Annotated in this window: 22 protein-coding genes; 10 read left to right on the top strand and 12 right to left on the bottom strand. The window is 68.5% G+C overall.

From position 1 onward, the window contains the following. On the bottom strand, positions 1–864 hold an 864-nt coding region (locus AC1DY7_RS30725; RefSeq protein ID WP_477497542.1), incomplete at its 3' end, for a DUF222 domain-containing protein. Between the two features lie 43 nt (positions 865–907). Beyond that, on the bottom strand, positions 908–1666 hold the full coding sequence (locus tag AC1DY7_RS30720) for an alpha/beta hydrolase family protein (protein ID WP_477497541.1): 759 nt from the start codon (positions 1664–1666) through the stop codon (positions 908–910). Positions 1667–1712: 46 nt separating this feature from the next. On the opposite strand from AC1DY7_RS30720, the gene AC1DY7_RS30715 reads away from it, so the two are divergent. After that, positions 1713–2612 carry a mycobacterial-type methylenetetrahydrofolate reductase gene (locus AC1DY7_RS30715; RefSeq protein WP_477497540.1) on the top strand — a complete coding sequence of 300 codons (900 nt, stop codon included), beginning with the start codon at positions 1713–1715 and terminating at the stop codon, positions 2610–2612. An 84-nt stretch (positions 2613–2696) separates the two neighbouring features. Here the strand turns inward: AC1DY7_RS30715 and AC1DY7_RS30710 are convergent, their stop codons facing one another. Then, entirely contained in the window at positions 2697–3170 is a 474-nt protein-coding gene (locus AC1DY7_RS30710; RefSeq protein ID WP_477497539.1) for a hypothetical protein, read from the bottom strand. An 85-nt stretch (positions 3171–3255) separates the two neighbouring features. On the opposite strand from AC1DY7_RS30710, the gene hrpA reads away from it, so the two are divergent. Then, positions 3256–7152 carry an ATP-dependent RNA helicase HrpA gene (hrpA, locus tag AC1DY7_RS30705; protein ID WP_477497538.1) on the top strand — a complete coding sequence of 1299 codons (3897 nt, stop codon included), beginning with the start codon at positions 3256–3258 and terminating at the stop codon, positions 7150–7152. Here hrpA and AC1DY7_RS30700 read toward each other — a convergent pair. Next, entirely contained in the window at positions 7149–7961 is an 813-nt protein-coding gene (locus tag AC1DY7_RS30700) for a thioesterase family protein (RefSeq protein ID WP_477497537.1), read from the bottom strand. The two genes, hrpA and AC1DY7_RS30700, sit on opposite strands and share 4 nt — an antisense overlap. A 42-nt stretch (positions 7962–8003) precedes the next feature. After that, a complete protein-coding gene (locus tag AC1DY7_RS30695) occupies positions 8004–8447 on the bottom strand; it encodes a DUF4383 domain-containing protein (RefSeq protein WP_477497536.1) in 444 nt (147 codons plus the stop codon). A 109-nt stretch (positions 8448–8556) separates the two neighbouring features. Here AC1DY7_RS30695 and AC1DY7_RS30690 point away from each other — a divergent pair, with 109 nt between their 5' ends. The 6 genes from AC1DY7_RS30690 to AC1DY7_RS30665 all read left to right on the top strand — a co-directional run bounded on the left by AC1DY7_RS30690 (position 8557) and on the right by AC1DY7_RS30665 (position 13855). Next, positions 8557–9666 carry an FAD-dependent oxidoreductase gene (locus AC1DY7_RS30690; RefSeq protein ID WP_477497535.1) on the top strand — a complete coding sequence of 370 codons (1110 nt, stop codon included), beginning with the start codon at positions 8557–8559 and terminating at the stop codon, positions 9664–9666. Positions 9667–9779: 113 nt separating this feature from the next. Further along, entirely contained in the window at positions 9780–10445 is a 666-nt protein-coding gene (locus tag AC1DY7_RS30685) for an AMP-binding enzyme (protein WP_477497534.1), read from the top strand. Next, positions 10442–10873 (top strand): PPOX class F420-dependent oxidoreductase, encoded by a 432-nt coding sequence (locus AC1DY7_RS30680; protein WP_477497533.1) that lies wholly within the window; start codon positions 10442–10444, stop codon positions 10871–10873. Before AC1DY7_RS30685 ends, AC1DY7_RS30680 begins: the two co-directional genes overlap by 4 nt. Positions 10874–10921: 48 nt before the next feature. Further along, positions 10922–12142, top strand: a complete 1221-nt coding sequence (locus AC1DY7_RS30675; RefSeq protein ID WP_477497532.1) for a CaiB/BaiF CoA transferase family protein — start codon at positions 10922–10924, stop codon at positions 12140–12142. A gap of 4 nt (positions 12143–12146) precedes the next feature. Further along, positions 12147–13238 carry a sensor histidine kinase gene (locus AC1DY7_RS30670; RefSeq protein WP_477497531.1) on the top strand — a complete coding sequence of 364 codons (1092 nt, stop codon included), beginning with the start codon at positions 12147–12149 and terminating at the stop codon, positions 13236–13238. 38 nt (positions 13239–13276) lie between these two features. Further along, complete coding sequence (locus AC1DY7_RS30665; RefSeq protein ID WP_477497543.1) at positions 13277–13855, top strand: response regulator; 579 nt, start codon at positions 13277–13279, stop codon at positions 13853–13855. Here AC1DY7_RS30665 and AC1DY7_RS30660 read toward each other — a convergent pair. From AC1DY7_RS30660 to AC1DY7_RS30650, 3 genes are all read right to left on the bottom strand, one after another. Next, positions 13840–15312, bottom strand: a complete 1473-nt coding sequence (locus tag AC1DY7_RS30660; protein ID WP_477497530.1) for a multicopper oxidase family protein — start codon at positions 15310–15312, stop codon at positions 13840–13842. The genes AC1DY7_RS30665 and AC1DY7_RS30660 overlap by 16 nt on opposite strands. Before the next feature lie 137 nt (positions 15313–15449). After that, positions 15450–16625, bottom strand: coding sequence for an acyl-CoA dehydrogenase family protein (locus tag AC1DY7_RS30655; protein WP_477497529.1), 1176 nt, complete (start codon positions 16623–16625; stop codon positions 15450–15452). After that, positions 16618–17811 carry an acyl-CoA dehydrogenase family protein gene (locus AC1DY7_RS30650; protein ID WP_477497528.1) on the bottom strand — a complete coding sequence of 398 codons (1194 nt, stop codon included), beginning with the start codon at positions 17809–17811 and terminating at the stop codon, positions 16618–16620. The genes AC1DY7_RS30655 and AC1DY7_RS30650 overlap by 8 nt, the downstream gene beginning before the upstream one ends. Positions 17812–17883: 72 nt before the next feature. Here AC1DY7_RS30650 and AC1DY7_RS30645 point away from each other — a divergent pair, with 72 nt between their 5' ends. Then, the gene (locus AC1DY7_RS30645; protein ID WP_477497527.1) at positions 17884–18303 is read left to right on the top strand and encodes an SRPBCC family protein; all 420 of its coding nucleotides are present in this window, start codon (positions 17884–17886) and stop codon (positions 18301–18303) included. On the opposite strand, the gene lipE is transcribed toward AC1DY7_RS30645, so the two are convergent. Both lipE and AC1DY7_RS30635 read right to left on the bottom strand, forming a co-directional pair. Further along, positions 18293–19534 (bottom strand): lipase LipE, encoded by a 1242-nt coding sequence (gene lipE / locus AC1DY7_RS30640; protein WP_477497526.1) that lies wholly within the window; start codon positions 19532–19534, stop codon positions 18293–18295. The two genes, AC1DY7_RS30645 and lipE, sit on opposite strands and share 11 nt — an antisense overlap. Continuing rightward, a complete protein-coding gene (locus tag AC1DY7_RS30635) occupies positions 19531–20007 on the bottom strand; it encodes a peroxynitrite isomerase (protein ID WP_477497525.1) in 477 nt (158 codons plus the stop codon). The genes lipE and AC1DY7_RS30635 overlap by 4 nt, the downstream gene beginning before the upstream one ends. A 36-nt stretch (positions 20008–20043) precedes the next feature. Here AC1DY7_RS30635 and AC1DY7_RS30630 point away from each other — a divergent pair, with 36 nt between their 5' ends. Then, positions 20044–20511, top strand: coding sequence for an acyl-CoA thioesterase (locus AC1DY7_RS30630; protein WP_477497524.1), 468 nt, complete (start codon positions 20044–20046; stop codon positions 20509–20511). A gap of 71 nt (positions 20512–20582) precedes the next feature. Here AC1DY7_RS30630 and AC1DY7_RS30625 read toward each other — a convergent pair whose 3' ends face one another. Both AC1DY7_RS30625 and AC1DY7_RS30620 read right to left on the bottom strand, forming a co-directional pair. Beyond that, positions 20583–21965: an aminotransferase class III-fold pyridoxal phosphate-dependent enzyme gene (locus AC1DY7_RS30625; protein ID WP_477497523.1), complete on the bottom strand. Its 1383-nt coding sequence runs from the start codon at positions 21963–21965 to the stop codon at positions 20583–20585. A gap of 12 nt (positions 21966–21977) precedes the next feature. Beyond that, the coding region (locus tag AC1DY7_RS30620) for an aldehyde dehydrogenase family protein (protein WP_477497522.1) at positions 21978–22217 on the bottom strand (240 nt) is incomplete at its 5' end.

Raw genomic sequence — 22217 nt, 5'->3', positions numbered from 1 at the left:
GTGTTCCAGCGCGCGGCGTAGTCGGCGGTTGATGGTGCGGGTGGCGCGTCCGGCGCCGATGGGTTGGCCGTCGCGTTGGAACCAGACTTCGCAGGTGGCGTCGCAGAGCAGGTATYGGCGGTCTTCGTYGGTCAGGACGGGGCCCAGGTGYAGKGCKGCGGGCTGGTCGATGTCGACGTGSACGATGACGGTGGTGTGCTGGCYGTGGGGGCGGCGGGCGACGTCGGCGTCCCAGCCGGCGTCGACGAGGCTCATGAACGCGTCCACATTGGTGGGGAACGGGGTTTCACTCTCGCTGTCGTGGTCGGCGATCAGTTTGTCGCGGTGGGATTGGTGTGCGGCGTCGAATTTCGCGGCGTCGATGCGGGGCAGCCGGATCCGGTAGGTGGTGTAGTTGTCTTCGACGGTCTTGCTGAATTCCGGTCCCCGTTCGGGGCGGGATGGTTGTTCGGGTTTCGGGGCGAGGTTGATGGCTTTGATCAGTTGGGTGACGGTTGCGGATTCGGCGAGTTCGGCGTAGTGCTCGTCGGAGCCGTCGGCGCCGCGTTCGGCGATGACCCCGACCTGATCCAGTGACAGCCGGCCTTCTCGTAGTCCGTCGGTGCAGCGGGGGAGCTCGTCGAGTCGTCGGGCGATGGCGACCATGGTCTCGGCGTTGCGGGTGGAGACACCGGTTTTCCAGGCCACCAGTGCCGGTACCGATTTGGCGCCGGTCATACCGGCCAGGTCTTCACGCTCCAACTGGGCGACGATCGCCACGATGCGGCCGTCGATCGCATTGCGTTGCCCGCACAACTCGGAGAGCTCGCCGAACAGCACCTCAAGGCGCTCTTTGGGAGCCAAAGACGCTGTCGCGGTGGACATGACAACATCCTTGCAGAGGCCACCGACAAGTCCGGGCGACGAACTAGTCGCCGAGGTACGCGTCCGCCCACGCGCCGATGATGCGCCCGGCGCGGTGCGCCTGACCCGGACCGGTGAGCAGATGCTCGGAACCCTCCAGGGACACGAAACTGCGCGGGTGCCGGGCGGTGCGGAAGATGTCACTCGCGTTCTTGATGCCGACGGTGTTGTCGGTGGGCGAATGCAGAATCAGCAGAGGCAGTTTCAGGGTCTTGATCTTGTCGTGCAGTTTGGCCACCCGGACGTCCTCGACGAATGCCCGCTTGAGGGTCAGGGTCTTGCCGCCGACCATCCACTGCCCGCTGCCCTCGGCGAACACCTGCTCGAGGCAGGCGTCGTACTGGTGCTCGACGTGCGAAGGATCGATCGGGGCGCCGACGGTGACGACGGCGCGCACACCGGGGCATCGGCGCGCCGCCGCGAGGACCGCCGCCCCGCCCCAGGAGTGGCCGGCGAGGATGTCCGCGGGCGTCCCGCGCTCAGCCATGAACGTGCACGCCGCGACGACGTCGTCGACCTTGACGGTGAAGGACCCGTCGCCCCAGTCGCCCTCGGAGCCGCCCAGCCCCAGCGCGTCGAATCGCAGCATCCCGATCCCGTCGGCGGCCAGCTGCTTGCAGATCCGCGCAGCCGCGGGCGAGTCCTTGCCGAGGGTGAACCCGTGGGAGAAGACGCCCCACCCCCGGACCGGGCCCGCGGGCAGGTCGATCACGCCGGCCAACGTCGGTCCGGTTGCACTGGGAAAGGTCACCCGTTCAGCCATGGGGGAGGTTTACCACGCCGTCTCATGACATCCGTAGGGTATGAGCGTGCCAGCGACCACACCTCTGAACACCATCGCTTTGGAACTCGTGCCGCCGAACGTGGAACGCGGCCCGCAGTACGCCGTCGACGAAGCGCACAAGGTGCTCGAGCTGGCGGAAGCCACGGGTTTGGCCGGCCGCTTCGGCCACATCATGATCCCCGGCATGATCGACGAGGACGACGACCGGCCCGTCGAGATGAAGCCCAAGATGGACGTCCTGGACTACTGGTCGCTGATCCAGCCGGAGCTGCGGGGCGTTCGCGGCCTGTGCACCCAGGTGACCTCGTTCCTGGGATCCGACGCGCTGGAGCAGCGTCTCACCCACCTGAGCGGTGCCGGATTCGACGGCATCGCTTTCGTCGGCGTCCCGCGCACCCTCAAGGACGGCGAGGGCGGCGGCGTCGCCCCCACCGACGCGCTCTCGATCTACGAGAACCTGGTGCCCAACCGCGGCGCCATCCTGATCCCGACCCGCGAGGGTGAGCAGGGCCGCTTCGCCTTCAAATGCGGTCAGGGCGCCACCTACGGGATGACGCAGCTGCTGTACTCCGATGCCATCGTGGGCTTCCTGACCGATTTCGCGGCGACCACCGCGCACCGGCCGGAGATCCTGCTCTCCTTCGGCTTCGTGCCCAAGATGGAATCCAAGGTCGGGCTGATCAACTGGCTCATCCAGGACCCGGGGAATGCCGCGGTGGCCGCCGAGCAGGAGTTCGTCACCAAGCTGGCGCCGCTGGAGCCCGCCGAGAAGCGCGCGCTGATGCTCGATCTGTACAAACGGGTCATCGACGGCGTCGCCGATCTCGGGTTCCCGCTCAGCGTGCACTTCGAGGTCGCCTACGGGGTGTCCAAGCCCGCGTTCGAGACGTTCGCCGAGATGCTCGCCTACTGGTCCCCGGCCTGACCTTCAGGCCGCGAAGGCGGGGCTCGTCGCTCAGGCCGCGAAGGCGGGGCTTGTCGCTCAGGCCGCGAAGGCGGGGCTTGTCGCTCAGGCCGCGAAGGCCGCTGCGAGCTGTACCTGCAACACGGGGTCGGTGTCGAGCCGGTGCCGCAACACGCTCTCGAACTGCCAGATGGATGACAGATCGTGATCCAGCCGGCAGTCGACCGCGGCGGCCGAGCCCGACGGTGGCGGGTTGGCGGCGACGTGATCGGCGACGGAGTCCAGCAGCGCGCGCGGCGCCGCCAGGTAGTAGCGCGGATGTGGCCCCGCGACCGCGGCGGCGTACAGCAGTCCGTGCTCGGTGATCACGATGTGGGTCGCCGTCACGGGCACGGGGTGGTGGGCCTCGCCCGCACCCCATTCAGCGGCGGCGAGGCGCCCTTGCAGGACGTGCAGCCGCACGTCGTCGGTGAGGAACCTCGTGAAATCGGAGGTACCGATGACCGGTGACGAGCCCAGGTCGGTGTCCAGGCAGGTTCGCAGCATCTCACCGAAGTAGTCGAACAACCGATCGCTCATCGCGGGCTCCCGTCGGGTCGATCCCTCGAGCCTGCACCCGGGCGCTGTGCCGGGTCAACGGTCGGCGGGCCCTATCCTTGATCGAGTGTCCGAATCGTCCGTCGCCGAGCTGCGCGCACGCCTCGATGACCTGACGTTCCGCGACGCGGCCCGGCTGGGCCGGCGGCTGAAAAATCTGCGCGGGGCACCGCCGGAGAACCTGGTCGCGCAGTTCGCCGCCGCGGAGGGGCTCATCGCCACCCGGCGGGCGGCCGTCCCGACCATCAGCTATCCGGACCTGCCGGTCAGCCAGCACCGCGACGAGCTGGCCCACGTCATCGGTGCGAACCAGGTGGTCGTGGTGGCGGGAGCGACGGGATCGGGCAAGACGACCCAGCTGCCCAAGATCTGTCTGGAACTCGGGCGCGGGATCCGCGGCACCATCGGGCATACGCAGCCTCGGCGGCTGGCGGCCCGCACCGTGGCCCAGCGCATCGCCGACGAACTGCACGTCCCGCTGGGCGGCGCCGTCGGCTACACCGTCCGGTTCACCGACCAGGCCGATGATTCGACCCTGGTCAAACTGATGACCGACGGCATTCTGCTCGCCGAGATCCAACGAGACCGGCGGTTGCTGCGTTACGACACGATCATCATCGACGAGGCGCACGAACGCAGCCTCAACATCGACTTCCTGCTCGGCTACCTTCGCGAATTGCTGCCCCGCAGGCCGGATTTGAAGGTGATCGTCACCTCGGCAACCATCGACCCGGGCCGATTCTCCAAACATTTCTCCGATGCCCCGATCGTCGAGGTGTCAGGACGTACCTACCCGGTCGAGATCCGCTACCGGCCACTGGAAGTGGCTGTCGCAGCGGATGTTTCCGATGATCCGGACGATCCCGACCATGAGATCGTCCGCACCGAGCTACGCGATCCCACCGAGGCGATCGTCGACGCGGTGCACGAACTGGCCGCCGAACCCCCCGGCGACGTGCTGGTGTTCCTGTCCGGCGAGCGCGAGATCCGGGACACCGCCGAAGCGTTGAGTCGCGTGGTGCATCCCGGCACCGAGGTGCTGCCGCTCTACGCCCGGCTGCCGACCGCCGACCAGCAGAAGGTTTTCACGCCCAAGGACAGCGGCCGGCGGATCGTGTTGGCCACCAACGTCGCCGAGACCTCGCTGACCGTTCCCGGGATCCGGTACGTCGTCGACCCGGGTACCGCCCGCATCTCGCGCTACAGCCGGCGCACCAAGGTCCAGCGGCTGCCCATCGAGCCGATCTCGCAGGCCTCGGCCGACCAGCGGGCCGGCCGGTCGGGCCGCACCGCGCCGGGTGTGTGCATCCGGCTGTATTCGGAGCAGGATTTCGACGCCCGGCCCCGCTACACCGATCCGGAGATCCTGCGCACCAACCTGGCCGCGGTCATCCTCCAGATGGCCGCCCTCGATCTCGGTGACATCGAACAGTTCCCGTTCCTGGATCCGCCGGACGCGCGCAGCATCCGCGACGGTGTCGGCCTGCTGCAGGAACTCGGCGCGTTCGACGGACAAGGGGAACTCACCGACGTCGGGCGGCGGCTGGCGCGGTTACCGCTGGATCCGCGGGTCGGCCGGATGATCCTGGCCGCCGACGCGGAGGGGTGCGTGCGCGAGGTGCTGGTGCTCGCGGCGGCGCTGTCCATCCCGGACCCCCGGGAACGTCCCGCCGACCGGGAAGAGGCGGCCCGGCAGAAGCACGCCCGGTTCGCCGACGAGCATTCCGACTTCGTGTCCTACCTCAACCTGTGGAACTACCTTCGCGAACAACGAAAGGAACGTTCCGGCAGCGCTTTCCGCCGGATGTGCCGGGAGGAGTTCCTGCACTATCTGCGGATCAGGGAGTGGCAGGATCTGGCGGGCCAGTTGCGCAGCATCGCCCGCGACATCGGTATCCAGGAGCGCGACGAGGCGGCCGACCCGGCGAGTATCCACGCCGCGCTGGCCGCCGGGCTGTTGTCCCACATCGGGTTGCGTGAGGAAACCAAGGGCCGCGACTCCCGAGACTTCCAGGGCGCTCGCAATTCCAAGTTCGTGCTGGCGCCGGGATCAGTGCTGACCAAGAAGCCGCCCCGCTGGATCGTCGTCGCCGACCTGGTCGAGACCAGCCGGCTGTTCGGGCGAACCGCGGCCCGGATCGACCCGGACACACTGGAACGTGTGGGCGCACATCTGGTCGCGCGCACCTACAGTGAGCCGCACTGGGACGCCACACGTGGCGAAGTGATGGCCTACGAACGGGTCACGCTCTACGGGTTGCCACTGGTTCCGCGGCGGCGGATCGGTTACGGCACCGTCGATCCCGTCGTCGCACGGGAGCTGTTCATCCGGCATGCCCTGGTCGAAGGCGACTGGCAAACCCGGCATCACTTCTTCCGCGACAACGCCGCCCTGCGCGCCGAGCTGGCGGAGATGGAAGAACGCTCCCGCAGGCGTGACCTGTTGATCACCGACGACGAGATCGACGCGCTGTACGACGCCCGGGTGCCCGAAACGGCCGTGTCGGCCCGGCATTTCGACGCCTGGTGGAAGAAGCAGCGCCACCTCACGCCCGATCTGCTCACGTTCACCCGCGAGGAACTGTTGCGGGTGGACGACTCCGCGGATCATCCGGACGCGTGGCGCACCGATGATCTCGAGCTGCCGTTGACCTACCGTTTCGAACCCGGCGCGGCCGACGACGGCGTGACCGTACACGTCCCGGTGCAGGTGCTGGCCCGGTTGGGTGGCGACGGATTCGCCTGGCAGGTACCGGCATTGCGGGAAGAGCTGATCACCACTCTGATCAAGTCGCTGCCCAAGGATCTGCGCCGTAACTTCGTGCCCGCGCCGGACACCGCCCGCGCGGTGCTGCCCACCCTGAACCCCGGAACGGGATCGGTGCTGGATGCACTCCAGCGAGAACTGCGTCGGGTCAGTGGCATCCTGGTGCCGATCGACGCCTTCGATCTGAGCAAGGTGCCTGCGCACCTGCGGGTGACCTTCGCCGTCGAAGGCGACGGTGGGCAAGAGGTGGCCAGGAGTAAAGACCTTGGCGCACTTCAGGAAAACCTGGCTGCACCGATTCAGCGTGCGGTGACGGCCGCCGTCGCGGGTGACCTGAACCGAACCGGTCTGACGGCCTGGCCAGCCGATCTCGACGAACTGCCCCGCACCGTGGAACGCGTCACGGGCGGGCACACGGTGCGCGGCTACCCGGCCTTCGTCGACCGTGGCGCGACGGTCGATGTGCAGGTGTTCGCCTCGGCCGCCGAGCAGCAGGCGTCGATGGGCCCGGGGATCCGCAGGCTGTTGCGCCTGAGTGTGCCCTCGCCGGTGAAGGCGATCGAACGCGGCCTCGATACCCGGACCCGGTTGTCGCTCAACGCGAATCCGGACGGCACCCTGGCGGCGCTGCTGGACGATTGCACCGACGCCGCGGTGGATGCGCTGGCGCGCAAACCGGTGTGGACGGCCGCTGAGTTCGCCGCGCTGAAAACCACCGTGGCGCAGGAGTTGGGTGCCATGACCCGGGGCATCATGAACCGCGTCGAGAAGGTGCTGGCGGCGTTCCACGACGTCCAGGTGGCACTGCCGGACAAGCCCGGGCCCGCGCAGGCGGCAGCAATCGCCGATATCAGGGCACAGCTGGATCGGTTGCTGCCCAAGGGTTTTGTGGCCAACGCCGGTGCAGGCCGGCTTTCCGACCTGATTCGGTACGTCACCGCGATCGGCCGCCGTCTCGAGCGGCTGCCGCACGCGCCGGCGGCCGATGCGGAGCGGATGGTCCGCGTGCACGCCGTGGAAGACGCGTATGACGCCTTGGTGCAGGCCATTTCGCCGACCCGTGCCCGCGCCGCGGACGTCCGGGACGTCGCCTGGCAGATCGAGGAGCTGCGGGTGAGTCTCTGGGCGCAACAGCTCGGCACACCCCGGCCGGTCAGCGAACAGCGGATCTACAAGGCGATCGAGGCGGTCGGTTAGCCGGTCCGCGGCCGCACCAGCTGGGCCTGTTGAATCGCGGCGATCGGGCCGGATTCGTCGAACAGCGTGCCGACCGAGGTGCCGACACCGTCCGCCCCATAACTGGTTTCGGCGCGGATCCCGAACCATTCACCGGCTGGCACCCGGTGGATGTGCACCGTCAGGTCGGTGTTGAGGAAGGTCCACTTGGTCAGATCCATCCGGGATCCCATGCCGTTGGCGATGTCGGCGACGCAGAACAGCCGCTGCAGCGGGGTGGCTCGTTCACCCTTGACCAGGTCCACCTTCGGCCGCACCCAACATTCGGCGGGGACGCTGTTGAGAACGTCGTTGACCCAATGCCAGTCCAAGGTGTCGATGTAGGTCTGGCCCAGATCCGGATTGACCGGACGGGGGTAGGTGGACGCCCGCGGCGGCAGCGGAGGACTGGGGGTGAACACCAGCCCGGATGTGTCGTGCTCCTGGAATCGCCAGGCGCGCGCCTCGGCCACCGGGCGCGGCCTTCCGCCCGGGCCGATCGCCAGCATCTCGGCCGCCAGCAGTTCGATCTTGGTGCCGGGACGCTTCACCTCGGCGCGCAGCCATAGCGGTCCGGCCACCGGGACCGGTCCGAGCAGATCGACCACCACCCTGCTGAGCCGGGCATCGGCGCGGGGAGCGCAGCGCTCCAACGCGCGTACCAGCAGCGCCGACACCGGCGCCGCGTTCTGCATCTCCGCACCCCAGGTGCTGATCACGTGATCGGATGCGGTGAACCGCTCACCGATCGGATCGGTGCCGTCGATCAATTCGTAATAGGCGTCGGTCACCGCCTCACGCTAAGAGGCGCGTTACAAGATGTCCAATAACTGTCACCCGGCGCGAAGGTCGGCCAGTGACCGGCGCAGGCCGCCGTCGCGCCAGATCTGGATGCCTGCAACCCCGGCCATCACCGCCGCGGTGACGAAGTGCACGACGGCGTCGGTGATGTTGTTGGGAAAGGTGAACACGTAGGCCACCTGATGGGAGAACAGGGCCCAGATGCCGGGAAGCCCGCCGGCCACCGCCGCGACCAGCAGGTACAGCACCGCCCACGACTTGCGTTGGCAGAACACCAGGCCGGGTCCGAACAAGGCCAGGCCGGCGACCGCGTGCCAGCCGTTGTAGTCCATCCCGAGGATCTGCACGGTGGGAGTGCCGGGGCCGGTGGCGAAACTCGGTTCGGCGATGAACCCGATGACCGCCTGCACCAGATGGAACACCGAGATGACGAGCAGCCCCCACTGGGCGAAGCTCCAATTACTGAAACGGAACATCTCCTACCCCCTGTAGTAGATCCGTGCTTTTGAAGCTACGACGACCGGCGCCGGCCGTCAATGCCTGATTGGGGTCGGCTTCGGTTCCTGGAGCGGTTAGCGTGCGGTGATGAATCGCCGACGTGTCGTGATCGCCGGCCTCGGCGACACCGGGGTGCTGACCGCCATCAAACTGGCGCGCCGTTTCGACGTGGTCGGCATCTCCGCGAAGCCGGGACTGATCAGCGGCCAGGAACTCGGGGTGCGCGTCGCCCGTCCCGACGACTGGGCGCGTGACTACTGGACCGGGTTCGACCGGTTCCGCGGCCTGGACCGGGTCCGCACGGTGCACGGCGTGCTGGCCGGCGTGGACCTGGCGCGCCGGACCGTCAGCGTGGACGTCGATGGGGAGGCGCGGGACGAACCCTATGACGCACTGGTCATCTCGACGGGTGTGACCAACGGCTTCTGGCGCCAACCGGGGTGGCAGACCGCCGAGCAGATCGAGCACGAACTGCAGTCGGTCCATGATCGGCTGGCCGGCGCGGCGTCGATTGCGATCATCGGCGGGGGTGCTGCGGCCGTCAGCGCCGCGGCGAACCTGGCGGCGGTGCTGCCCGATGCCGAGGTGGCACTGTACTACCCCGGTGAACATGCTCTGCCGCAGCATCATTGGCGGGTGTGGCACCGGATCGAGGCGCGGCTGCGGGGTGCCGGGGTGGCGCTGAACCCCGGCCATCGCGCGGTGGTTCCGGTGGGATTCGGGTGCGACAGCATCACCACTGATCCGGTGCGCTGGTCGACGGGGCAGTCTCCCGCCACGCCGGATGCCGTGCTGTGGGCCATCGGCAAGGTCCGACCCAATACCGCGTGGTTGCCCGCGGATCTGCTCGACGAGCATGGATTCGTCCGCGTGACACCGCAATTGCAGACTCCCGGCCACCCGGAGGTGTTCGCGGTGGGTGACGTCGCCGCCAGCGACCCCTTGCGGGCGTCGGCGCGCAGTCGCGCCGACGGGCTCGTCGCCCGCAATGTCACCGCTCACCTCGACGGTGGCCGGATGCGGGACTACCGCGCACCGTCGGCCCGGTGGGGCTCGGTGCTGGGCGTGCAGCGCGACGGTTTGGAGGTGTTCGCCCCGACGGGGCGCGCATTCCGTTTTCCCGCCTGGTCCATCGAGCGCGTGCTGCAACCCTGGATTGTTCGCCGCGGCATCTATCGCGGCGTCCGGGATCCGTAGCGGCCGCCAGCCTTTCGCCCCCGGCTACGGCTGCTGATCGTGGGCAGCGACACGATCTACACCGGAAGCTCGACGAGTGGAAGGCGCTGCCCGGCAGCGAGAACGTCTGGTGGGTGGCGGCTTACGGGGTGACCGAGGCGACGGTGACCTCGCTGGTGTACCTGACGGCCGCCACCGACGACCTCAGCGGTGAACCGTTGGTTCCCAGCGGCACCCCGCTGCGGGGCATCACCGCCCAGGTGGTCGACGACGACGGCGCACCGGCGCACGTCGGCGAGCTGTACCTCGGTGGGGTTGGGCTGGCTCGGGGCTACCAGGGGCTACCGGCCAAGACGGCGGAGTGCTTCGTGCCCGACGGGGCAGGCAGGCGTTACCGCACGGGTGATCTGGTCCGCGAGCGGGCGGACGGCACCCTGGTGTGGTTGGGCAGGCGCGACGCGCAGATCAAGATCAACGCGCTGCGGATCGAACCCGCTGAGATCGAGGCGATCGTGCACGAGGTCTGCGAGGTGGCCGAAGCCATCGTCGTCTTCATCCCCGGCGTCGGCGATCGGGGGAGTCTTGTCGCCTTTGCCGCGGCGGCGGGCACCGGACGGCTCGACATCGGGGCCATCGAGGCGCATCTGCGCGACCGGCTGCATCCGCTGATGTTGCCGGACGAGATCGTGGAGCTCGACCACATCCCGCTCAATCCCAACGGCAAGATCGACCGCGCCGGCCTGGTCGAACGTGCGCGCCGGAATACGACGCTCGCGGTGCTCGGTTGCGCACAGGTATGACCTCCTCCGCGTTCGACCCGCGATCACTCCTGGCCGACGCCCGCATCGGCGTGCTGGCCACCATCAAAGCCGACGGCCTCCCGCAGCTGTCACCGGTGACGCCGTTCTACGACCGCGACGCCGACGTCATCCACGTCTCGATGACCGAGGGCCGCGCCAAGACCGCCAACCTGCGCCGGGATCCGCGCGCGGCGTTGGAGGTGACGCGCGCCGACGGTTGGGCATGGGCCACCGCCGAGGGCACGGTCAGTCTGACCGGCCCGGGCACCGATCCGCACAGCCCCGAGGTGCAGGCGCTCGTCGACTATTACCGCGCCGCGGCCGGTGAACACCCCGACTGGGACGAATACCGGACGGTGATGGTGGCGGACCGCCGCGTGCTGATGACGCTCGCCGTGCAACGGGTGTACGGCGAGAAACTGCGCTGACCGACGACCCCGAACCCCTACCGTCGCCAGTACGGTACGGTCGCCGATATGAGCAAGGTCATGCAGGGCGTACGCGTCCTGGAGGTCGCGCAGTTCACCTTCGTGCCCGCCGCGGGGGCGATCCTCGCGGACTGGGGCGCCGATGTCATCAAGGTCGAGCATCCCGTCCGCGGTGACACCCAGCGCGGGTTCGTCAACATGGGTGGCTTCGCGCTGGACCCGGACCGCCACCCGCTGATCGAGCACCCCAACCGCGGCAAGCGCAGCGTCGGCATCGACGTCTCCACGCCCGGCGGCCAGGAGGTGCTCTACGAGCTGGCCAAGACCGCCGACGTGTTCCTCACCAACTACATGCCGCAGGCACGGCAGAAGAACAAGTTCGACATCGAGCACATTCGCGCGGCGAACCCGAACATCATCTACGCCCGCGGTAGCGCGTACGGCGACAAGGGCCCCGAGCGGTTGGTCGGTGGATTCGACGGCACCGCCTTCTGGACCCGCAGCGGCGTCGGGCACGCCCTGACCCCGGAAGAGCTCGGAGGTGCGCTGCCCCAAGGGATCCCGGCGTTCGGCGACTCGATCGGCGGGATGAACATCGCCGGCGGGATCTCGGCGGCCCTGTTCCACCGGGAACGGACCGGGGAGGCACTGGAAATCGACGTCTCGCTGCTGAGCACCGCGTGGTGGGCGGCCGGCGCCAGCGTCACCCAGGGCATGGAGACCGGGGAGACCATGCGTTCGCTCATGCCCGGGGCCACCGCGTCGGTCAACCCGTTCATGGCGAACTACCAGACCTCGGACGGCGGCACCATCAACCTGTGCATCGTCAGCCCGACGGGGTACATCCGCGACGCCTTCGAACATCTCGGCCTGGCGGAGTTGGCTGACGACCCGCGTTTCTCCGACGTGATGCCGCTGATCGAGAATGCCGAAGCCGGTGTGGAATACATCGCCGAGGCCATCCGCAGCAAGCCGTTCGAGTACTGGCGCCAGCACCTCAAGACGATGAAGGGTCAGTGGGCACCCTTCCAGAGCCTGGTGGATCTGGGCACCGACGAGCAGGCGATCGCCAACGACATGATCGTCGAGGTCGAAGGTTCGGACGGTAAGCCCTTCAAGGTGGTGCGCGGCCCGGTGCAGTTCAATCACGAACCGGTGCACACCACCCGCGCCCCGCAGGCGTCCGAACACACCGAACTGGTGCTGATGGAAATCGGGCTGGACTGGGACCGCATCGAGGAACTGAAGGACTCCGGCGCGATAGCCTGATCATGTGCACTCCCTGCTGATTCGGAGCGCGCCGCTGCTGCTGACACCGGTGCTGTTGGCGGCGAGCACATTTCCGGGCGAATTCCGGGTGTCGGCCGGTTACTGGGTGCTGGCGTGTGCCGCGGCGGTGGTGTTCGTATTCGGCGCGCACCGGCCAGTGGTGGTGTCGCTGGTCTTGTCGGCGTTGGCCGTGCCGATGTTCGCGGCGCCGGCGTGGGGACTGTCCGGTCTGGTGCCCTATCTGGGCGCGGTGGCACTGGCCGACCTGACCGCCCGCACTGACCGGAACCGGGTGATCGGCGCGGCCGCCGCCTGTTGGCTGCTGGCCCTGGTCCTCGGCGTCCAACTCGACGCGCACCTGCCGCGCTGGACGGCCGCCGACGCCACCACCGTCGTGGCAGCGTTCGGGCTGCCGTTGCTACTCGGACTGTACCTGCGCGGTCAGCGCGCCGAATCCGAGATCCGCAGGGCAGCAGCCGAATCGGATGCCCGTGCGCAGGAGCGCGGCGCCATGGCGCGTGAGCTGCACGACCTCGTCGCGCACCACATGGCGTCGATCGTGCTGCGCACCGGTGTCGCCGAGCATGTCCTCACCGACGCGGATCCGCGGGTGGCCGAGGTGCTCGACGATGTGCACCGCACCGCGGCCGACGCCCTTGCCGACATCCGGCGCTGGCAGACCGCACTGCGCGACCCGGCCCTGCATGGTGTGGCGATGGTCGAACCCGACGCGCTGCCCAGTGAGATCGACGCCGCGGTGCAACGCACCCGCGCGGCCGGTTTCACCGTCACCGCCGACGTCGATGAGGCCGTCGCCGGACTGGATGCGCTGGCCCGGCTGACGGTGCTGCGGGTGACGCAGGAGGCACTGACCAACGTGATGAAACATGCCGACCCGACGGGGCCCGTCGACGTGGTGATCGACTGTCGCGAGGGCGAGACGGAGATCAGAGTCGCCAGCACCGGGGCGCCGGGCGCGGGGGGAGGACACGGGATCATCGGTATGGCGGAACGCATCGAACTGGCCGGCGGACGATTCACCGCGGGCGGCAACGGAACCCGCTGGGAGGTGCGGGCGTGGCTACCCGAGTCCTGATCGCCGACGACCAGCGCCTGGTGCGGGCCGGCCTGCGGATGCTGTGCGAATCCGCCGACGGCATCGAGGTCGTCGGTGAAGCGGCCGACGGGGCCCAGACCATCCGGCTGTCCGCCGAACTCGCGCCGGACCTGATACTGATGGATCTGCGGATGCCCGGGGTGGACGGCATCACCGCCACTCGGCAGGTGCTCTCCGCTCGACCCGAGTCGAAGATCCTGATCATCACCACCTTTGACGACGACGACCACCTGTATCCCGCTCTCGCGGCGGGGGCAGCGGGATTCCTGGTCAAGGACACCACGCCTGCCGACCTGGTCGCGGCCATCCGCCGGACCGCCACCGGTGACTTCACGCTGTCGCCACACCTGTTGCAGCGGTTGGTGTCCCGCGCGGTCGATGCCAGGCCGGTCGTCGGCTCAGCGGCGGTGGCGCTGACCGCCCGCGAAGAGGACGTGCTCCCGCTGGTCGTCGAGGGCCTGTCGAACCAGGAGATCGCCGATCGGCTGCACCTGGGCATCACGACGGTCAAAACCCATGTGGCGAACCTGATGAGCAAACTCGGGGCGCAGAACCGCGTGCAACTGGCGGTCTTCGGGTATCAGCGCATGGTGTGATCGTGGGCCGCCGCGGCCTGCTCCCCGGGGCCGAGTACCAGGAACTGACCCATCATCCCTTGATCCTCGTGCATCGCGAGGTGGCAGTGATACATGTAGGTGAAGGTCGCGTCGGTGTAGTCGGCGAACCGTAGCGCGAGCCGGAACTGTTGTCCCGGAGGCGTGTACACGGTGTCCTTGAACCCGGCGAGCTCCGCCGGGGGTGGGGCACCGTCGATGTCGATGATCCGGAACTGGGTGTCGTGCACGTGGAAGTTGTGCGGCCAGTTGTCCACGTTGCGCACGGTCCAGATCTCATCGGTGTCCACCTCGGCCCGGAAATCGATGCGGTTCATGTCCATCCGGTTGCGGTTGATCATGAACCACTGCAGGTCGAATGACCGCTCGGCGTGTGCCGCGGCCGGGAGTGCCGGCAGCGCGGCCAGCGTCGCCGGCAGTGAAGCGTTGGGCCGCAACGTGTCTGCCGCCTCCAGGCGAAGGATGTCGAAGGAGTCCTCGACGCCGAACTGCGACGCCTCGTCGGCAGCCAGCCCGGCCCGGTCCGCGATCGGGAAGGACCGCAACAGGATGGTTTCGGCGGCCCGGACGGTGACGACGATCTCCACGCGTTCGCCCGGGCTCAGCTGGATGCGGTTCACCGCCACGGGTTGCGCCAGTAGCCCGCCGTCGCTCCCGACCACATGGAAGGTGCGGTCGTCGTCGAAGCCCAGGTTGTACAGACGTCCACTGGACCCGTTGAGCACCCGGAACCGCACGCGTTGTGTGGTCACCCGAAGATTCGCCTGCGCAATGCCATTGGTGACGATCCTGTCGCCGAGCAGCCCGATGTCGGAGGGGTCGGATTCGTCGAGCGCACCGGCCGCGGTGAACCGGCGGTCCTGGATGATCAGCGGGATGTCGTCGACACCGTAGTCGGTGGGCAGCTGGTCGCCGGTTTCGTCGTCGACGATGAACAAACCCGCGAGTCCGCGATAGACGTGCTTCTCGGTGGCGCCGTGTGGGTGCGGGTGATACCAGAGCGTCGCGGCGGGCTGGTTGATGGTCCAGGCAGGATTCCAGGTACCCCCGGGTGGAATGGGTTGGTGCGGACCACCGTCACAGCGGGCCGGGACGTGCATCCCGTGCCAGTGCACCGTGGTCGGCTCCGGGAGTCGGTTCTCGACGGTCACCGCGACCGCTTCACCGCGCCGGGCCCGCAGTGTGGGGCCGAGGACCGCGCCGTTGAAACCCCAGGTGGGTGTCCGCAGCCCGCGCACCATGTCGGACTCCCCGGTCATGGCCCGCAGGCTGAAGTGCCGGGTGCCGTCGGCGCCGATGGTGGATTCGGCCAGCGGCGGGATCGGTAGTGGCCGGGTCGTCGATGGGGTGGGGCGGGCCTGCGCCGAGCAGGCCAGCGGGTAGGCGAGTGGGAGCGCGGCGAGGCCGAGCAGCAGCCGCCTGCGCGTCAGGGACGGCACGTTTCCTCCGAAGGATGGGGTCGGATATCGGACCCTTCGAGTCTTCGGCGTTGCCGGGCAGCCGGAATCGGCCGACCGGCCCGGATCGGGCCGATCGCTGTCCTCCCTGCGGACCTTGCGCCCGGCGGTGGCCTCTGCTAGGCGGGGGTGCCGTCGGCCACAAGGGGCGCCTTGCCCGCGACCGCGGTGTCGAGCACCAGCTCGGCCACCCGGTCGCGGTGCGCCTCGGCGCTGCCGAGCAGTGCAGCATCGGTGCTGGCCCGCTTGAAGTACAGATGTGCCTGGTGCTCCCAGGTGAACCCGATGCCGCCGTGTACCTGGATGGTGTCGGTGGCGATGCGGGAGAAGGCCGCCGATGCCAACGCCTGGGCAATGCTGACGGCCAGTGCCGGGTCATCGGAACCGTCGGTCAGGGCCCACACCGCGTGATAGGTCGCCGAACGTGCATGTTCGAGGTCGACCATGCCTTCTGCGAGGCGGTGTTTCACCGCCTGGAAGGAACCGATGGGCCGGCCGAACTGCAGCCGGGACTTGGCGTATTCCACCGACAGGTCGAGCAGATGCTGGGCGGCACCGATCTGTTCGGCTGCCAGCAGCGCCGACCCGGCCTGCAGCGCATGGGTGATGACGCGGGCCGCCTCGCCCGGGCCTGCGATCAGCCGGGCGGGCGCCTCGGTGAGGGTGATGGTGGACTGCGGCCGGGTGAGGTCGAGGGTGACCAGCTGCTCCCGGCGCACACCGTCCGAGGCGACGGCATACAACGCCACACCGTCGGGACCCGTTGCCGCGACGAGCAATTCATCGGCATCACCGTCCACCACCCGTTCGATGCGGCCGGTCAGCGTCTCGGTGCCGGTCACGGTGACGGCATCGGGGTCGAAGGCGCCGGCCCGGTCCGGTACGGCGAACGCGGCCGTGCGGGCGCCCTCGACCAGCGCGGCGAGCAGTTCGTCGCGGGCCGCGCCCGGCTCGGCGGCGACCAGGGCCGGGATGGCCAGGTAGACGGTGCCGAACAGGGGACCGGTGGCCAGCGCGGCGCCCAACTCGTCCACGGCGATGGCCTGATCGACCAGGGTGCCGCCGGCGCCTCCGTCGGACTCGGGCACCGGCAGGCCGAGCACGCCCAGCTCGGAACCCAGACGCTGCCAAATCTTGCGGTCGAACCGCGGCTCGGATTCCATCAGGGTGCGCGCGGGCTGCTCACCGAAATGGTCTGTGCTGAATTTGCGTACCGCGGAACGCAATTGGGCCTGCTCTGGGGAGAATTCGAATTCAGCCACCTCGATGGGCTGATTCGCAAGCTTCTCAGCCACGGGGAATCTCCTTCCACGCCATACCGGCATCGGCCCGCAGATCGCCGGGCAGGCCGAGGATCCGCTCGGCCAGGATGTTGCGCATCACCTCGGACGTGCCGCCCTCGATGGTGTTGGCCTTGCTGCGCAGGAAACGCTGCTGGATGGGGCCGCGCCAGTCGTCTTCGTTCTCACCGACGGTCAATCCGTAGCCGTGATACAGAATGCCTTCGGCACCAAGGAGATCCATGCACCACTGGTAGATGTGCTGATTCAGTTCGGCGCCCACCAGCTTGCCGATCGACCCCTCCGGGCCCGGGCCGCCCACCGTCGCGAGGGCCCGCGAACGTTGTGCGGTCAGGCGCTGGGCCTCCGACCGTAACCACAACTGGGTCAGCCGATCACGCAGCACCGGAGTGCGCAGTTCGGGTCGTGACGCCCACAGTGCGACGGCCTCGGAGATGGTGCCCGCTCCGCGGCGGCTGCCGCTGCCGCCCAGCGCGCTGCGTTCGTTCATCAGCGTCGTCATCGCGACGTTCCAGCCGTTGCCGACGTCACCGAGTCGGTGCGCATCGGGGATCCGGGCGTCGGTGATGTACACCTCGTTGAACTCGGCCTGGCCCGTCAGCTGGCGCAGCGGCCGCGTCTCGACGCCCGGACCGTGCATGTCCAGCACGAAGTAGGTGAGCCCTTTGTGTTTGGCCACATCGGGATTCGACCGGGCCAGCAGCAGACCCCACCGGGCCCGGTGCGCCAGCGATGTCCATACCTTCTGCCCGTTGACCACCCATTCGTCGCCGTCGGGAACGGCCGAGGTGGCCAGGCCGGCCAGATCGGATCCGGCGCCGGGCTCGGAGAACAGCTGGCACCAGATGTCGTCGGTGGACGCCAGTGGGCGTAACCAGGACCGCTTGAGGTCGTCGGACTGCGCGTGCTCGCGGATGGTCGGGGCGGCCATCCCGTATCCCATCGGGTTCAGGCCCAGCGGCATCGGTCCGCCCGCACCCTGCAGGATGCCGTCGGCGACGGCCTGCAAGCCACGGGAAACCCCCAGGCCGCCGAGTCCCTCCGGGAAGTGCACCCAGGACAGGCCGGCGTCGTAACAGGCGGTGAGGTACTCCGGAATAGGAACGCGGGTCGGATCGTGGTCGGCCACGACCCGGTGGGCCAGGTCGGCGACCCGGTCCGCATCAGCGACGGTGCTCATCTCGTCACCATAGGTAAGCGTGATCGACGTCACGTAGCCGGGTCTACCAACCGGTGGGGCAGGATGTGGTTCATGCATGTCACTTCGAGCGCGACCGTGCCCACACCGATCGAAACGGTGTGGGCCACTCTGACCGATCACGTGGGGATGGAGACCTGGGCGCCGGGTCTGTCCGTCAGCCTGGGCAAACCGGGCACGCCCGACGCCAACGGGCTGGGCGCCGTCCGGCGGATCAAGGCACCAGGCCCGGGCCCGGACATCGTCGAGGAGGTCGTCACCTTCGATGCGCCGCACGTGTTCGGGTACAAGGCGCTGTCGGGGACGCCCTTTCCCGGCTACACCGGTGAGGTGCGGCTGACGCCGTCGGGCACCGGGACCCGGATCGACTACACCGTGGGTTCGACCGCGTCGTTCCCGCTGGTGAAGGCTCCGCTCGCGGTCGTCGGCCAGGTGTTGCTGCGACTTCTGGTGCGGGCGGCCGCTAAGGCGTGACCGGGATCTCGGCGTTGATGCTGTCCAGCAGTGCGGGATAGCGTTTGGCCTCGGGGTGCCCGCTGGGCTTACCGCTGCTGACGATCGCCACCGACATGGCCCGGTCGGGATCGGCCCACACCGCGATGTCGGTCAGTCCGGTGTGGCCGAAGGCCCGCGCAGCGTCACGCCCGAAGGGGCCGAAGCGTTTCGACCCGAGCATGTAGCCGGTGCCCCACCGCATCGGGGCGCCACCGACCGCCAGATCGGGGCGTAGCCGGCGCGCTGGATAGGCCGCATTACGCACAGTCTCGGATCGCATGATGCGGACCCCGTCGAGTTCGCCGCCGCGGCACAGGATCTCGGCGAACCGCGACAACTCGTCGGCCGTCGAGACGGTGTTCGACGACGGGACGACGCCGGTCAGGAAGTCGGGGGTGTTCGAGAGCGGGATGATCTGCTGCGGGGTACCGCCGATCGCGAGTTTGAACGCCTTGGCGATCGGTGCGGGCAGCGGCTTGCCCGTCACGTGGCTGGGCGCCACCAGCGAAACATCTTCGGCCGCAACACCGTAATTGGTCCACCGGAAACCGAGTGGGGCCAGTATCTCGTCACGCAGGATGTCACGGATGCTGCGTCCGGTGGCCGCCGAGATGATCTCGCGCATCAGCGGACCCCATGTCAATCCGTGGTAGATGTGCACCAGGCCCGGCCGATACACGGGTTTCATGTTGCCCAGCATCTCGCGGGCGTACACGCTGTCGTCCATGCGCCGCAGATCGGGTTTCGGTCCGGTGGCGAAGGGGATCCCGGCGCTGTGGGTCAGGACGTGCCGGATGGTGGTGCGGTCCTTGCCGTGGCTGGTGTAGGTGGGCAGGTAGTCGCACACCCGGTCCTCCAGCGAGAAGGCGCCCCGTTCGACCAGCATGTGGGTGACCGTGACGGTGATCGCCTTTGCTGCGGAGTACACGCAGAACGGGGTGTCGGTGCGCACCGGAATCTTCTCTGCATCAACAGGATCCGCGGGCCCGTTGCCCCAGCCGTGGCCGATGGCGCGGTTGAGCACCACCTTCCCGCGATGGCGCACACAGACCTGGATGGCGGGCTGCATCCCCGCCTGATACCAGTACCGCGCCTTCTCCCAGATCCGTTCCACCGCTTGGGGATCGATCTCGGAATGGTCTTCGGGGGCCCGGTCGGTGATCTCGTCCAGATCGCCGGGCACCCGGATGCGGCCCTCGGACACGGTCATGACTGCCTCCGCAACGTCGCCGAAAGATGGTGCTGCAGGGGCAGGCCGACCGCGCCCATCTGCACCGTGTAGGTGAGTTCGTCACCGTCCAACCGGAACGAACGGGCCAGTGCGCTCACCTCTTTGGCCGATGCGGACCGCCCGATCGTCGTCGCGGTGACGTCCAGCCGCAGCGGTTCGGAGGTGAGCGTGCCTTCGAGGACCTCCACGATGCCGGTCGGATGAGCGAGCACGAGTTCCACGCGCCCCGGTTCGGGCACGCGGAGGTACCCGGTCTCGGCATGGAGGGGGCGGCCGTCGTCGGCGGCCTTGGTGCGCTGCGCATAGGCCAGGAACGGCTTGCCGACGTGGCCGAACGTCACGGTCTCCAGATACGAGAACGGTTCGATGGTGGGATATTCACCCGCCCCGGGTCCGGACCAGGTGCCGAGCAGAGGGGCCAGGACGGCGATACCGGGATGAAGGTCGGGCACGTCCGCCAGCGTACGGCGTGGTGTACTGACGCCGAGATGACGCACGATGACGCCCTGGTGACTGCCGTAGCGCGACCGCATCCGGCGCGCTCTGTTCGCGACACCTACCCGGTGATCGGCGCCGGGCTGGCCCGGTTCGGCGACGTCGACGCCAACGGGCATCTGAACAACCTCGCGCTGGCGTCGCTGCACGAGAACGCCCGCGCCGAGTTCAACACGTCGGTCTTCCCCGGGGTGTACCAGCAGGCCATCCGCTCGATCCGGGTGGTGGTCGCCAGCAGCGTGTTGCACTATCTCGCAGAGGCGCACTGGCCGGCGGCCATCACCACCGGTCTGGGCGTCGGGCGGATCGGGCGCACGTCGTACGTACTGTCCACGGCGTTGTTCGTCGAGCAGAGCTGCGTCAGCCTGTGCGACACCGTGCTGGTGACCCTGGTCGACGATGCGCCCGCGCCCATTCCGGACGGGGCACGTGCGTACCTGGACGCGCACCGGCTGCGGTAGCCGGCTCGAAAACGACGAAATGGCTGTGAATCACGAAGATTCACAGCCATTTCGTCGGTTTGGAGCCAGAACTACAGCGCGGCGTCGGCGACATCCAGTGCGGAGTCCAGGATCGCCAGGCCCGTGCGCACCTCGTCCTCGGTGACGTTGCACGGCGGCACGACGTGGATCCGGTTGAAGTTCGCGAACGGCAGCAGGCCCCCGGCCTTGCACGCCGCGATCACCGAGTTCATCGCGGGGCTGGAGCCGCCGTACGGCGCCAGCGGCTCGCGGGTCTGCTGGTCGGCGACCAGTTCGACGGCCCAGAACACGCCGGCGCCCCGCACCTCACCGACGCAGCGGTGCTTGGCGGCCAGCTCGGCCAGGCCGGGTGCGATGACCTCGGCGCCGATCCGGGCGGCGTTTTCCACCATGCCCTCGTCCGCCATCGCATTGATGGTCGCGATGGCGGCGGCGGCGGCCAGCGGATGCCCGGAGTAGGTCAGGCCACCCGGGTACGCGCGGTGCGCGAACGTCTCGTAGATGGCGGGGCTGATCGCCACGCCACCGAGCGGGACGTATCCGGAGTTGACGCCCTTGGCGAAGGTCAGCAGATCCGGCACCACATCGAAATGGTCGATGGAGAACCACTTTCCGCTGCGCCCGAAGCCGGACATCACCTCGTCGGCGATGAACACGATGCCGTGCCGGTCACAGATCTCGCGCACCCCGGCGATGTATCCGGGCGGCGGGATCATGATGCCCGCGGTGCCCGGGATGGATTCCAGGATGATCGCGGCGATGGTGGACGGACCCTCCAGCGCGATCAGCTGCTCCAGGTAGGCCAGGGCGCGCTGCGATTCCTCGGCCTCGGTGGTGGCGTGGAACGACGAGCGATACAGGAACGGCCCGTTGAAGTGCACCACGCCCGCGTTGCCGTGATCGTTGGGCCAGCGCCGCGGGTCGCCGGTGAGGTTGATCGCCGTCTCGGTGCCACCGTGGTAGGCGCGGTAGCGCGCGAGCACCTTGTAGCGGCCGGTGTGCAGCCGGGCCATCCGCACCGCGTGCTCGACGGCGTCGGCACCGCCGTTGGTGAAGAAGATCTTGTCGAGCTCCCCGGGGGTCCGCTCGGCGATCAGTCGGGCCGCCTCCGAGCGCGCCGCGTTGGCGTGTTGCGGCGCGACCGTACAGAGTTTCGCGGCCTGGGCGGCGATGGCGGCGACGACCTTCGGGTGCTGATGCCCGATGTTCGTGTTCACCAGCTGGCTGGAGAAGTCGAGCAGGCGGTTGCCCTCGCCGTCCCAGACATAGGAACCCTGTGACGCGGTGATGGTCATCGGGTTGATCTCGGCCTGAGCCGACCAGGAGTGGAACACGTGCTTGCGGTCCAGCTCGTAAGCGCGGGCAGCCTCGGCGCGGGCATCCGCGACGGTCAGCCCGTTGGGCAGCGCGGTGGACTCTTCAGTGACAGTCATCTTGAGATTTTCTCACTTGTTCTCTGGGAAACCGAGGTTGATTCCGCCATGCGACGGATCGAGCCAGCGGCTGGTGATGGCCTTGGCCCGGGTGAAGAAGTTGACGCCTTCCATGCCGTGGGCGTGGCTGTCGCCGAAGAGGGAGGCTTTCCAGCCGCCGAAGCTGTAGTAGGCCATGGGGACGGGGATGGGGACGTTGATGCCGACCATGCCGACWTCGACTTCGTTCTGGAAGCGTCGGGCGGCGCCGCC

Source organism: Mycobacterium sp. P2_H7 (genome assembly GCF_056403275.1).
This window is presented reverse-complemented; position numbering and strand designations above follow the sequence as displayed.

What these genes read in the sequence shown, in the direction of transcription:
- AC1DY7_RS30710 (WP_477497539.1), bottom strand. Translation starts at nt 3,170, where the DNA reads ATGAGCGATCGGTTGTTCGACTACTTCGGTGAGATGCTGCGAACCTGC.
- AC1DY7_RS30680 (WP_477497533.1), top strand. Translation starts at nt 10,442, where the DNA reads ATGACCTCCTCCGCGTTCGACCCGCGATCACTCCTGGCCGACGCCCGC.
- AC1DY7_RS30675 (WP_477497532.1), top strand. Translation starts at nt 10,922, where the DNA reads ATGAGCAAGGTCATGCAGGGCGTACGCGTCCTGGAGGTCGCGCAGTTC.
- AC1DY7_RS30695 (WP_477497536.1), bottom strand. Translation starts at nt 8,447, where the DNA reads ATGTTCCGTTTCAGTAATTGGAGCTTCGCCCAGTGGGGGCTGCTCGTC.
- AC1DY7_RS30720 (WP_477497541.1), bottom strand. Translation starts at nt 1,666, where the DNA reads ATGGCTGAACGGGTGACCTTTCCCAGTGCAACCGGACCGACGTTGGCC.
- AC1DY7_RS30650 (WP_477497528.1), bottom strand. Translation starts at nt 17,811, where the DNA reads ATGAGCACCGTCGCTGATGCGGACCGGGTCGCCGACCTGGCCCACCGG.
- AC1DY7_RS30625 (WP_477497523.1), bottom strand. Translation starts at nt 21,965, where the DNA reads ATGACTGTCACTGAAGAGTCCACCGCGCTGCCCAACGGGCTGACCGTC.
- AC1DY7_RS30665 (WP_477497543.1), top strand. Translation starts at nt 13,277, where the DNA reads ATGCTGTGCGAATCCGCCGACGGCATCGAGGTCGTCGGTGAAGCGGCC.
- AC1DY7_RS30630 (WP_477497524.1), top strand. Translation starts at nt 20,044, where the DNA reads ATGACGCACGATGACGCCCTGGTGACTGCCGTAGCGCGACCGCATCCG.
- AC1DY7_RS30690 (WP_477497535.1), top strand. Translation starts at nt 8,557, where the DNA reads ATGAATCGCCGACGTGTCGTGATCGCCGGCCTCGGCGACACCGGGGTG.
- lipE (WP_477497526.1), bottom strand. Translation starts at nt 19,534, where the DNA reads ATGACCGTGTCCGAGGGCCGCATCCGGGTGCCCGGCGATCTGGACGAG.
- AC1DY7_RS30645 (WP_477497527.1), top strand. Translation starts at nt 17,884, where the DNA reads ATGCATGTCACTTCGAGCGCGACCGTGCCCACACCGATCGAAACGGTG.